Raw genomic sequence first — 12,379 nt, 5'->3', positions numbered from 1 at the left:
GTCAGCCGGTCGGCCCGAACCAGCGGTCCAGGGCGGTCGGCAGGTCGTGGTGACTGCCCGGCGCGGCCCAGGCCACGTGGCCGTCGGGCCGGACGAGGACCGCCGTGGTCCCGCCGGGGAGGTCGTCGGCCGCGGTCGCGGTGACGACGTCGATCCGGTCGGCCCAGGGAGCCGCCCTCCGGCGCAGGACGGCGTTGTCCGCCAGGTCGAGCAGGACGCCGCGGCCCCGGCGCAGCAGCTCCGTGCTGCTGGTCCGGCGGTTGCCGCGGGTCAGGTCCAGGTGGGGCATCCGCAGGCCGAGCAGCGGGTTCGCGCCGCCGCCGACGTCGTAGCGGATGTCCAGGCCGCTCACCCGCGCGGCGAGGTGGCGTTCCACCTCGGGGTAGCGCAGCAGCTCGGTCAGCACCTCGCGCAGCGGCGACACCTCCGCGCCGCCGAGGATGAACATGCTCTGCGCGCGGGTGTTGACCAGCAGTTGGCGGCCGACCTCGTGCCGTTCGGCGTGGTAGGTGTCCACAAGGGACAGTGGCGCGGTGCCGTTGACCACGGCGGCGAGCTTCCAGCCCAGGTTCAGCGCGTCCTGGATGCCGGTGTTCATGCCCTGGCCGCCCGCGGGCAGGTGCACGTGGGCGGCGTCGCCTGCGAGCAGCACCCGGCCGCGCCGGTACTCGGTGACCTGCCGGGCGGCGTCGCCGAACGCGCTCACCCACACCGGCTCGGCGTGCGAGATGTCGGTGTCGGTCAGCCGCTTCCAGACCTCCGCGACCTCGGCGAACGGCGGCGGGCCGGTGCGGCGGCGCGGCGGGGTGCCCCGCTCGCCCACGATGACCCGGGTGGTGCCATCGGGCAGGCGGGCGGACATCACCATCCCGCCGGACACCTGCTCCCCGATCATCCGCGGCTCGATCTCGATGCCGCGCACGTCGGCCATGAGCAACTCGGTCGTCGCGTCCGTGCCGGGGAAGTCGAACCCGGCCAGCTTGCGCACCGTGCTGCGGCCGCCGTCGCAGCCGACGAGGTAGCGGGCGCGCACCGTCTCCGACGTGCCGCGGACGTGCACGGTGACGCCGTCCGCGTCCTCCTCGAACCCGACGAGCTCGGTGCCGCGCCGGACGTCCGCGCCCAGCCGGCGCACCCAGCCCTCCAGCACGGCCTCCGTGCGCGACTGCGGCACGGTCTTCGCCGACTCCCGCGCCGCGCCGAGCACGCCCAGGTCCAGCGGGATGCCGCCGAAGTGCCCGAACGTGCCGGTCTGGATGCCGCCGAACCGCGGCAGCAGGCCGCGCTGGTCGAACACCTCCATCGTGCGGATGGTGAACCCGATGCCCCGCGACTCGCCGGTGCGCTCGGGCAGCCGTTCGAGCACGACCACGTCGACGCCCGCCAGCCGCAGCTCGCCGGCCAGCATGAGACCCGCCGGTCCCGCGCCCACGACAACGACCGATGCGTACACAGTCCCCTCCCCAGGGGTGGAAGGCTTCATTCGGAGAGCCGGCAGACGACGGCGCCCGCGGCGATCGCGTCGCCCGGTTTCGCGGTGAGGCCGCGCACGACCCCGGCGCGGTGGGCCAGGACCGGTTGCTCCATCTTCATCGCCTCGACGACCAGGACCAGGTCACCCGCGCCGACCCGCTGGCCCTCCTCGACGGCGACCTTCACGGCGGTGCCCTGCATGGGCGACACGAGTTCGTCGCCGGTCGCGGTGGCCTTGCGCGCCGCCGCACGCGGCTTGCGGACCGCCGTGGCGACGGGTCCGCGCGACGCGGGCACGAGCGACGGCAGCGACACCTCCAGGCGGCGGCTGCCGACCTCGACCACCACCGTCTCGCGCGCTGCGGCGGCGGGTTCGTCGTGCGGCTCGCCGTCGTAGGGCGGTACGCGGTTGTCGAACTCGGTCTCGATCCACCGGGTGTGCACGGCGAACGGCTCACCCGCGAACGCGGGGTCCTCCACCACCGCCCGGTGGAACGGCAGCGTGGTCGGCACGCCCTCGACCTCGAACTCGGCCAGCGCGCGGGCCGCCCGGCGCAACGCCTGCCCGCGGGTGGCACCGGTGACGACCAGCTTGGCCAGCAACGAGTCCCACGCGGGCCGGACGACCGTGCCGCTCTCCACGCCGGAGTCCAGCCGCACGCCCGGCCCGGAGGGCGGCGCGAACCGCGTCACCGTGCCCGGCGCGGGCAGGAAGCCACGACCGGGGTCCTCGCTGTTGAGCCGGAACTCCAGGCAGTGCCCGCGCGGCACCGGGTCGGTGTCGTCCAGCCGCTCGCCGCGGGCGACCCGGAACATCTCCCGCACCAGGTCGACGCCCGTGACCTCCTCGGTCACCGGGTGCTCCACCTGCAGCCGGGTGTTGACCTCCAGGAACGAGATCGTGCCGTCCCGGGCGACCAGGAACTCGCACGTGCCCGCGCCGACGTACCCGACGTGCGCCAGGATCGCCTTGGACGCCCGGTACAGCTCGGCGTTCTGCGCGGCGGTGAGGAACGGCGCGGGCGCCTCCTCGACCAGCTTCTGGTGGCGGCGCTGCAGGGAGCAGTCCCGGGTGGAGACGACCACGACGGTGCCGTACCGGTCGGCCAGGCACTGCGTCTCGACGTGCCGCGGCCGGTCCAGGTAGCGCTCCACGAAGCACTCGCCCCGGCCGAACGCGGCGGTGGCCTCGCGCACCGCCGACTCGTACAGCTCGGGGATCTCCTCGCGGGTCCGGGCCACCTTCAGGCCCCGGCCGCCACCGCCGAACGCCGCCTTGATCGCGATCGGCAGCCCGTGCTCGTCGGCGAACGCGACCGCCTCCTGCGCGCCGGTGACCGGTGCGGGCGTGCCCGCGACCAGCGGCGCGCCCACCTCGCGGGCGATGCGCCGCGCCTGCACCTTGTCGCCGAGCGCCCGGATCGCGTCCGGCGACGGCCCGATCCAGGTCAGCCCGGCGTCCAGGACGGCCTGCGCGAACGCCGCGTTCTCGGACAGGAAGCCGTAGCCGGGGTGCACGGCGTCCGCGCCCGACTCCCGTGCGGCGGCGAGCACCTTGTCGATGTCGAGGTAGCTCGTGGCCGGTGTGTCGCCGCCCAGCGCGAAGGCCTCGTCGGCCAGGCGCACGTGCGGTGCGTCCCGGTCAGGTTCGGCGTACACCGCCACGCTTTCCAGCCCTTCGTCCCGGCACGCGCGGGCAACGCGCACCGCGATCTCGCCGCGATTGGCGATCAGCACTTTTCGCACGGTTGGACCCCCATCCCCGTTCCGAACCACGACCGTGCCCGGGCAGGTTCGACCGCCCCCGGAAAGAATTCGGGGGAAATGAGCGTGAAAGCTCAGGCGGAACCGTTCTCCCGCATGTTCTCGGCGATCCGCCGCAGCACGTCGTTGGCCGCGAGGAACTCTTCCTGCGTGATGCCGCGCAACTGTTTCGCGGCGTGCTCGTTGACCAGCACCTCGGCCCTCGCGTGCGCCTCGGCGCCCACCTCGGTCGAGGTGATCGTGTCGCCGTCCAACCGGGCCCAGCCGCGGGCGACGAAATCCTCCACGACCGGCCGGTACGACCGCTCGCCGTCCGCGACGAGGAACGGCGCGAACGCCTCGTCGATCCCGGGCACCGTGCGCACGCCGATGTGGATGGCGTGCAGCACCTGCCACTGCCTGCGGTTGAGCCCCACGTCCCGCAACGCGGTGGTGGTGGCGGCGTCGAACGCCTGGTGCAGCAGGAGCAGCCAGTAGCCGATGCGCTTGGTGGTGTTCTGCTGGAGCATGGACCCTCCCCCTGGGGCGGTTGCGGCCGTGCGGTGGCGGCTCGCGGTGGCAGCCTGCGGTGGCGGCTAGCGGCCGTGGCCGCGGTCGTACGGGATCACCCAGAACGGCGTGAGCGTGATCCGGTCGAACAGCCAGCGGCCGCCCACCAGCGCGTACTCGTCGGCGAACCGGCCCGCGACCAGGTACGTCTCCTTGTCGAAGACGACCTTCTCCTCGAAGAAGCACACGCCGGTCGCCCGGTCGCCGCCGACCTCCACGTCGTGCCCGTGCACGAACTGCTTGACCAGCACCCCGGAGGCCACCGGGTTGTCCGCCTCGATCCGCGCGGGCAGCCCGGCGAAGTACTCCGCGATGGCCGCGCGGCCGTCCGCCCGACCCACCTCGCCGTAGTCGAGGTGCGCGTCCTCGGTGAACAGCTCGCCGACGCGCCCCCAGGCGTCCTCGTTGATCAGCCGGGGCAGCCGGTTGCGCAGTTCGTGCAGCGCGCGCACCTGCTCCAACTCGTGGACGCGAGCGGCGAGCGCTTTCAGCTGGGTGACCAGATCGGGTTCTCCGGGCAAGGCACACCAAACCCTTCGTCGCATTTGCGATCAGTGCCGAGGTCCCGATCCCGACTTCTTATCGGAAATGTCGTCCGGGGACCCGACTGATTCATACGGGATTGATGTTGGCACGGCGTCTTCGGCGCCGACAAGGCTTGCCCCCGGATACTACGGTCGACCCGCAAACTCGCCACCGGAGATTTGTGACCCAGGTCACCGCGCCCCGTTGCCCGAATGGGCAAGGAGGATGCCCGGATACCGCCTTGGTCCTACTTCAGTACTGCTTCAGCCCTGCTGCCCCAGTGCGGCGCGCAGCTCGTCGCGCCCGGTGACACCCAGTTTTTCGTAGGTGTTGGAAAGGTGGAACTCGACCGTGCGCAGCGCCAGGAACAGTTTCGTGGCGATCTCGCGGTTGGAGTAGCCCGCGACCACGAGTTCGGCGATGCGCGCCTGCTGACGGGTCAGCGCGGGCCTGCGCGGCGGCGCGGCGACCGCGGCGAGGGCGCGCTCCGCGGACTGCGCCCGTTGCGGGTTTCCGGTCCGCCGCGCCAGCGCGAGCGCGCAGTGCAGCCGCTGCCTGGCCGTCACCACGTCGCCGCGCGCGGCCAACCGGACACCCAGCTCGTACTGGGCCCGACCAAGTTCGGGCCACGCCTGCGCCAACTCCAGCAGCTGCACGGCCTCGCTGAGCCGCGCCATCTCCTGGCCATCGGCGTCCACGACCGCCAAGGCGCACAACGCGCGCCCGACCGTGCGCGACTCGCCCCACAGCACGGCGGCCTCGTACTCCTGACGTGCCAGCGCCACGGCGAGCTCGTCGCGCCCCGCCGCGAACGCCGCCAGCGCCGCCTCGCTGCGCCACGGCATCACCGCCGGGTTCACCACGCCGCGCGCGATCAGGTCCCGCCCGCACGTCAGGTACTGGGACACGGCCAACCCCGGCCGCCCCTCCGCCACGGCCACCGCGCCGCGCGCGGCGAGCAGCACCGGGCGGCACCCGATGCCGGAGTCCAGCGCCTCGTCCATCCGGTGCTCCCGGGCCAGCGCGCGGGCGCCGTCCACGTCACCGCACTCGGCCAGCAACTCCACCGACCACCCGATCGCGACCATCCGGATCTCGAACGGCGTGACGACCGACATCAGCGGGCCGAGCAGCGCGTGCGCGCGCTCCACGTCGCCGAACAGCCGCGCGATGCGCGCCTGGAGCAGCGCCACCACGCCGGAGACCTCCGGCCGGTCGGCGTTGAGCAGGCTGTGCGCGTCCGCGGTGACCAGCTCGCCGCCGTAGATCAACGTCGACAGCGCCCGGGCGACGCACACCTCACGACTCCGACAGGCCTCGTCCTCCAGCGCCTCTTCGGCGCAACGCATCGCGCCGACCCAGTCCCGTCCGGCCACGAGCAGGCGCAGCGCGCGTTCGGCCGCGCACAACGTTCCCGAGGCCTCGTCGCCGTGCCCGACAGCCATCAGCGTGCCGCGCCCCAAGGGCAGGAACGCTTCGAACAGCGGAGCGTCCCTACTTCCCTTGGACCACGACCGACCCGCCGAATGCCCCATTCCGGCCCCCTCGTGAACGTCCCCACAGCGCCGCCCGCACCCGACGGCACACCCACCGAAACCGGTCACGCTCGGTCAGAACACCTGTAACCCACGGTAGATCCATCCGATTCCAATATCCAGCGAGATCCACCGCGGCACAGCCACGCGGCCGCGTCGATCCTGTTAATGCGAACAGTCTTCCGGATTCGCCCGGGGCCGGTGGTGGGCCGCCGGTGAAGCGGTCAGGTTGCCGCGTTCGGGTGGAATTCCGCAGAGCTCCGGATCACGTCGACGGCCGCGAGGCCGTGCACCTCCTCCACCGCGTTCGCCGCCGCGTGGCAAGTCCGGAAGCGCTGGAACGGGGTCAGGCCGAGCCGACCGATCTGGAGGTAGGTGCAGTTGAGCAGGAACCGGTGGCGCAGGAACGCGGGGTCGCGGAAGACGGCCTCCCGGTAGGCGCGGTTGCCGAACACCAGCGCGTGCACCGGTGCGTGCGGCGGGGTCGCGGGCGGTGCGGCGGGCAGCGGTGGGAAGACCGAACCTCGTTCGACGAGCGGGTCGACGCGGCGGCCGTAGTCACGGCACACCGACGCCCAGCGGCGGGCGTACGGCGCGGTGGGCGCGCCGCCGTCCAGGGTGGCGAGCACGGCCCGCGTCCGGGCGACGAAGGCCTCGCGGTGCGCGTCGTAGTGCGCGTCGAACGCGGCACGCGCGGCGCCCGGGTCGCCGCACGAGTACAGGAAGCCCTCGGCGTGGGAGCGGTAGGACGCGAAGCCGGCCGTGACGGGCGGGCACGCGGCCACCGTCGTGGCCAGCATCAGCTCCAGCGCGATCAGGTCCTTGGCGTCGGCGCCCGCACGGGTCCGGTCGAGCATCCGGAACAGCAGGTGCGTGCCTTCGGAGGCCAGCGACGCCATCAGCTCGCCGGTCTCCGCGCTGCGGATCACGTGCGACCGGGTGTCGTAGGGCTGCTCGTGGATGGAGTTGTCGGGGAACCACGGGGTGAGCGGCCCGTGCTCCCGCTCACGCCTGGCCAGGACGCGGTGCTGGGCCAGGTCGTGCTCCAGGTCCGGTTCGGCCGTCGACGGGTGCGCCGCCAGGTAGTCACCGACGACGGCCACGATGCGGGGCCGGACCAGGCGTGCCCAGGTCTCCCGGTCGGTCTTGGCGAACAGGCGCAGGTGGGGTCCCCGGCGCCAGTGCCGGGTGAGGTGGAGCCCGGCCACGCGGGAGCGCACCTGTTGGAAGGCGGGGCGGACGGCGTCGAGGATCAGCCGGTCCTTGTCCGGTTCGTAGTAGTAGACGTGCAAGCAGTGCCAGCTCGGGTCGGTGGCCTGGTCGGCGCCTTCGGTCTCGACGGTCACAGCGGAGCCACCTCCTCGTGCAGTTCGGACAGCGTGCGGGCGGTGAGGGGGTCGGTCGGCGTGAGGCCGGAGAGGGTGGAAGGGCCGGCGGGTTCGGAGGGGCCGGAAGGGGCGGGGCGCTCGGAAGGGTCGGAGCCGTCGGAAGGGTCGGAGCGGTCGGAAGGGTCGGACGACAGCCGGTCCCACAGGCGGCGGGTCTGGTCGAGGAGGTCGTCGCGGCCGTCCGGGCGCGGGTGGGCTCAGCCATGCGGTTCCGTCTCGGGCGGCCCGAAGACGCGTGGCCCGTGGTCGCCGCCGCGTGCGGGGATCGCGTTGTTCGGCAACGCTTCCTCCCAGCTCCGACACCGCCGCGGCTGCGTGGCGGGCATCCGCACACCGCACGGCGTCAGCTCACGGGACCCGGGCCTCCGGTCAGGCGATCGCGCTGCCGAAGTCGGTGCCTCCGTCGCAGTCGTCGCACAGGCAGGTTCCACCGCACGCGCCCAGCTCGGTCTGCCCGTACCCCTCCGTCAGCTCTTCCAGACCCACGGGCGGGACGACGCCGATCATCTCGACGTCGAGGGCGTCGACGTGCGACGCGGGCTTGGGGACAGTCATGTGAGATCACTCCCAGGATCGGGACCACCGTTGTGCCCGAACGCATCCCGGCACGACGTCCAGTGCAGCACGGTCCATTCCGCACCCGGGCCGAAACCACCCGTGCGGGTGTCCTGGCCGATGTTCCGCACCGCACGACCCGTGGTCGCCGAAAAGTGCCACCGCGGTGTTCCGTCACCTTGTCGTGGTGCGGTGCCGGGGTCCGGTGGGTCACGGGCAGTCAGCCACGCCCCGCCCGTCATCGCCGATCCGGGTCGAGGAAACCCCGGAAGCGGGAACGACCGCCGATCAGGCCTGTTCGAGCACGACGGCCAGCCCGGTCCTGGCCCGGTCCCGCTCGTCCTGGTCGCCCGTCTCGGTGGCGATCCGCAGCGCGTCGGCGTGCGCGGCACGGGCCTCGCCGAACCGGCCCAGACCGCGCAACGCCTCGGCGAGACCGTTGAGCGCGCTCGCTTCCCCGTACCGGTGGCCGATGTCCCGGAAGATCGGCAACGCCGACGTGTAGCAGTGGTGCGCCTGCGACCAGTCGCCGAGCCGGCGGTGCACGTTGCCCAGGTTGCTCAACGTCACCGCCACGCCGTAGTCGTGGTTGAGCCGCTGGAACAACTCCCGCGCCCGGTCGAGGTGCCGTACCGCGTCCGGGAAGCGGCGCAGGCTGCCGCACACGTCACCGAGGTTCGACAGCGCGCTGGCCTGCCCGATGGCGTCGTCAAGGCGGCAGAACAGCTCCAGCGCGCCCTCCAGGTGCTCGGCGGCACGGTGGTGGTGACCCGGGCGGTTGTAGGCGTTGCCCAGGTTGAGCAGCACCGCCGCCACCCCGTACTCGTTGCCCAACCGCTGGTGCACGGCCAACGCCTCCCGCTGGGACGCCGCCGCCGCGTCGTGATCGCCCTGCCGTTCCTCCACGATGCCGAGGTTCGACAGCGCCCGTGCCGCGCCGTAGTGGTCACCGGTCCGCCGGTGCAGCCCGATCGCCTCGCGCAGGTGCCGGGCCGCCTGGTCGTAGTCGCCCAGCAGCCGGCGCAACGCGCCGAGGTTGGTCAGCGCCGCGGCCAGCATGGTCTCGTCACCGGCCCGCCGGGCGGCGCGCAACGCGCACTCGTGGATGGTCGACGCGTCCGCGTAGTGGCCGCCTTCCAGGTACCGGTACAGCGTGCCGGCCAGGTCGACGGCGTAGCCCGGCCGTCCGTCCCGCGCGGCGAAGCGGCACAGGGCGACCAGCGTGGGCCGTTCGGCGTTGAGCCAGGCGCGGGCGCCGTCTGCGGTCGCGAACGGCGGCGTCACGGTGACGTCCACCGGCGGCCGGTAGGGGCGGTCGGCCGGGTACAGCAGGTCCATCGCGGCCGACGCGGCGGCCAGGTGGTGCGCGAGCAGCCGGTCGACGGCGGCGGACCGCTCCGGCGCCGGGTCGTGCTCGCCGGCCAGCTCCTCGGCGTAGGCGCGCAGCAGGTCGTGCACGACGAACCGGCCGCCGGACGTCGGCTGCGCGAGGTGGTTGCGCGCCAACACCTCCAGCGCCCGCCGCGACTCCTCGGCGTCGGTCCCGGTGAGCGCGGCGAGCGCGAACGGCGTCACGTCCGGCCCGGGGTGCTGGCCCGACCGCCGGAACGCCTTCGCGACCCGCGGCGGCAGCTGCCGGTACGACCACGAGAACACGGTCCGCACCGCCGCACGGGCGTCGTCGCCGACGTCGAGCACGCGCAGCCGGCGTCGCCGGTCGGCCAGTTCACCGGTCAGCTCCGCCAGCGTGCTGCCCGGCCGGGACGCGGCCAGCTCGGCGGCGACGCGCAACGCCAGCGGCAACCGACCGCACCGGGCGGCCAGTTCCGCCGCCGCACCGGGTTCCCGGCGCACCCGGTCGCCGATCAGCGCGCCCAGCAACGCCACCGCGTCCGGCGCGGGCAGCAGGTCCACGTCGAGCCGGTGCGCGCCGTGCAGCGCGACCAGGCCCGCCAGGCTGTTGCGGCTGGTGACCAGGACCAGGCAGCCGGACGTACCGGGCAGCAGCGGCCGCACCTGGTCGACCGCCGACGCGTTGTCGAGCACGACCAGCACCCGCCGGTCGGCGAGTTCGGCCCGGTAGCGCGCGGCACGGCGATCCGGGTCGTGCGGCACGTCCGCGCCGGTGACGCCGAGGCCGTCGAGCAGGCGGCCCAGCGCGTCGTTCGCCGACACCGGCAACCGCGCGTCGTAGCCGCGCAGGTCCACGTACAGCTGACCGTCCGGGTAGTCCGACCGGATCCGGTGCGCCCAGTGCAGCGCGAGCGCGGTCTTGCCGACACCCGCTGTGCCGCACACGACGACGATCGGCACCCCGGTGCGGTCGGTCCCGGGAACCCGGCCGAGTTCGGCGAGTTCCGCCGCGCGGCCGGTGAACGCGAACACGTCACCGGGCAGCGTGTTCACCGCCGCGGCCGGGCGTCGCGGTGCTTCCTCGAGCGCGTCGAGGTACGCGGCGGTCAGTTCCGGGCCTGGACCGACGCCGAGTTCCTCGGTGAGTCGGCGGCGCACCACCTCGAAGGCCCCGAACGCCCGGTCCCGCTGACCGGTCGCCGTGTACGCCCGGATGAGCAGCGCGTGCGCCGCCTCGTCCAGCTCGTGCTCGGCGGTGTCCGCGACCAGCGCGGGCAGCACGTCCCGCGCCGAGCCGGTCGCGATCATCACCTCGGCGTACCTGGCCAGCGCCACCCTCTGCGCGGCGGCCAACGTGACCACGGCGGGGTGGTCGCCGAGCACCGGCACGTCGGCCAGCGGCGGTCCGTGCCACAGTGCCAGCGCCCGGCCCAGCAGCTCGGCGGCCTGCCGGGGTTGCCCGGGCAGGACGGAATCCGCACGGGACACCAACGAGTGGAACCGCGCCACGTCCACCCCGTCGCGGGGCAGGTTCAGCGCGTAGCCGTCGCCGACGGTGGGCAGGGTCGTGCTCGGCGTGCGGGCACCCCGGCCGGGTTCGAGCACGTGCCGAAGGTGCTTGACGTGGGTGTGGATGACGTTGGTCGCACTGGGCGGCGGACGTTCGCCCCACAGCGCCTGCACGAGTTCGGCCCGGCTCACCGGCTTGCCACCGGCGAGGGTGAGCAGGCCGAACACGGCCTTGCGGCCGGCCGGTCCGAACGCCAGCGCGGTGCCGTCACGCCAGGCTCGGACGGGACCGAGCACTTGGACGGCCAGCACCCACAACCCCCATCAGGTTGGTCAACGCGGCGGGAAAGGCGGCGGTTTCATGCTGGCACGGGCACGGAGCCGCACCAACGGCCGTCCGGGCGACAGGCGGGCTCGGACCCGGCTTCGACCGTTCAGCGGAAAACCCGAAACGAGACGTCGAATTCCGGGCGTCCACCCGCCGGTCACGCGGACCGGCGGGTCGGGCGGCCTCCCAAGGTGTCGAGGCGGTGCAGCAGCAGGTCCGCCATCGCGCGCACGCCGATGCCGATCGCCCGGTCGTCGGCGGCGAAGTCCGGCGCGTGCGGCACGCCGTTGATCCCGGCCGCCGGATCGGCCACGCCGAGGTAGAGCATCGCCCCCGGCACCCGGTGCAGGAACAGCGCGAAGTCCTCGCCGTTGAACGGGAACGCGGCGTGGAACACGTCGACCCCGCGCACCGCGTCGAGGCCGCGCAGGTGTGCCGCCGCCGCGTGGCTCAGCTCCGGCGAGCACACCATCGCCGGGAACGGCGGCGCCGGGAACGCGACACGTCCGCCCACCCGGTCCGCCAGCCGGCGCACGCCCTCGCGCAGGGCGTCGTACCGGTCGTCGGGCCAGGCCCGCAACCAGAACCGGACCCGCACCGCGCCGCCGTCACCGGGCACGGCCTGCGCGGCAGCGGTGACGAACCGCGCCAGCGGACCGCCCGGGGTGCGGACGTCGTCGAGCATCCGGGCGAACTCCTCGGGCGTGGCGGGCCGGTGGACGGTGGACAACCCCTCGATCGCGGCGCGGAAGCGTTCACCAGCCTCGCGGGCGTCCGGCCCGGTCAGGTCGACGTGCCCCGCGTCCAGGCCGGGCAACCCGTTGCCCGGCATGACCGCGAACGTGCCGACCGGCAGCGGGGCGCAGTGCAGGGCGTACACCTCGTCCGGCGCGACCGGGTCGAGGACACCGGCGTCGAGCATCGCACGGGCGCCTGCCAGCGTCTCCTCGGCCGGTTGGAACACGAACACGACCCGACCGCCGATCCGCTCCCGCGACCGGGTGAGCACCAGCGCGACGCCGACGCCGACCGCCGTGTGCACGTCGTGGCCGCACAGGTGCGCGGCACCGGGCACCCGCGAGGCGAACTCGACCGCGGCCCGCTCGTCGGCGGCGACCGCGTCCAGGTCGGCGCGGTAGGCGACGGTCGGGCCGGGACGGGCGCCGTCCAGCACCGCCACCACCCCGTGACCGCCGACGCCGGTCGACACCGCGAGCCCCGCCGCGCGCAGCCGTGCCGCGACCAGGGCCGCGGTGCGGCGTTCGGCGCCGGCCAACTCCGGCCACCGGTGCACGTCGCGCCGCAACGCGATCAGGTCAGGCTCGACGTCGGCGACGAGCCGGTCGAGGGACGGCCGGTCCGAACCAGGGTTCATGCGCTGCACGGTACAAAACCGGGTC

General features: G+C 73.8%; 9 protein-coding genes. All 9 read right to left on the bottom strand.

Features of this window, described 5'->3' with window-relative positions:
• Window position 1 precedes the first annotated feature (1 nt).
• The 9 genes from B0I31_RS38275 to B0I31_RS38235 all read right to left on the bottom strand — a co-directional run bounded on the left by B0I31_RS38275 (window position 2) and on the right by B0I31_RS38235 (window position 12,354).
• Window positions 2–1,453, bottom strand: coding sequence for an FAD-dependent monooxygenase (locus tag B0I31_RS38275; protein WP_106620274.1), 1,452 nt, complete (start codon window positions 1,451–1,453; stop codon window positions 2–4).
• A gap of 26 nt (window positions 1,454–1,479) precedes the next feature.
• Entirely contained in the window at window positions 1,480–3,219 is a 1,740-nt protein-coding gene (locus tag B0I31_RS38270) for an acetyl/propionyl/methylcrotonyl-CoA carboxylase subunit alpha (protein ID WP_106620273.1), read from the bottom strand.
• Between the two features lie 92 nt (window positions 3,220–3,311).
• Entirely contained in the window at window positions 3,312–3,746 is a 435-nt protein-coding gene (locus B0I31_RS38265; protein WP_106620272.1) for a hypothetical protein, read from the bottom strand.
• 66 nt (window positions 3,747–3,812) lie between these two features.
• Window positions 3,813–4,307: a nuclear transport factor 2 family protein gene (locus B0I31_RS38260; RefSeq protein WP_181320758.1), complete on the bottom strand. Its 495-nt coding sequence runs from the start codon at window positions 4,305–4,307 to the stop codon at window positions 3,813–3,815.
• Between the two features lie 267 nt (window positions 4,308–4,574).
• Window positions 4,575–5,756, bottom strand: coding sequence for a helix-turn-helix transcriptional regulator (locus tag B0I31_RS38255; RefSeq protein ID WP_181320757.1), 1,182 nt, complete (start codon window positions 5,754–5,756; stop codon window positions 4,575–4,577).
• A 314-nt stretch (window positions 5,757–6,070) separates the two neighbouring features.
• Window positions 6,071–7,192, bottom strand: coding sequence for a thiopeptide maturation pyridine synthase (locus B0I31_RS38250; protein ID WP_106620269.1), 1,122 nt, complete (start codon window positions 7,190–7,192; stop codon window positions 6,071–6,073).
• 411 nt (window positions 7,193–7,603) lie between these two features.
• Window positions 7,604–7,789: a hypothetical protein gene (locus B0I31_RS38245; protein ID WP_106620268.1), complete on the bottom strand. Its 186-nt coding sequence runs from the start codon at window positions 7,787–7,789 to the stop codon at window positions 7,604–7,606.
• A 288-nt stretch (window positions 7,790–8,077) separates the two neighbouring features.
• Window positions 8,078–10,963, bottom strand: coding sequence for an AfsR/SARP family transcriptional regulator (locus B0I31_RS38240; RefSeq protein ID WP_219910993.1), 2,886 nt, complete (start codon window positions 10,961–10,963; stop codon window positions 8,078–8,080).
• A 173-nt stretch (window positions 10,964–11,136) separates the two neighbouring features.
• On the bottom strand, window positions 11,137–12,354 hold the full coding sequence (locus B0I31_RS38235; protein ID WP_106620266.1) for a M20 metallopeptidase family protein: 1,218 nt from the start codon (window positions 12,352–12,354) through the stop codon (window positions 11,137–11,139).
• Window positions 12,355–12,379 lie beyond the last annotated feature (25 nt).

This window comes from Saccharothrix carnea (assembly GCF_003014735.1).
Lineage (GTDB): Bacteria > Actinomycetota > Actinomycetes > Mycobacteriales > Pseudonocardiaceae > Actinosynnema > Actinosynnema carneum.
This window is presented reverse-complemented; position numbering and strand designations above follow the sequence as displayed.

Coding starts and splice junctions, on each gene's coding strand:
- B0I31_RS38265 (WP_106620272.1), bottom strand. CDS start 3,746: ATGCTCCAGCAGAACACCACCAAGCGCATCGGCTACTGGCTGCTCCTG.
- B0I31_RS38255 (WP_181320757.1), bottom strand. CDS start 5,756: ATGGCTGTCGGGCACGGCGACGAGGCCTCGGGAACGTTGTGCGCGGCC.
- B0I31_RS38245 (WP_106620268.1), bottom strand. CDS start 7,789: ATGACTGTCCCCAAGCCCGCGTCGCACGTCGACGCCCTCGACGTCGAG.
- B0I31_RS38235 (WP_106620266.1), bottom strand. CDS start 12,354: ATGAACCCTGGTTCGGACCGGCCGTCCCTCGACCGGCTCGTCGCCGAC.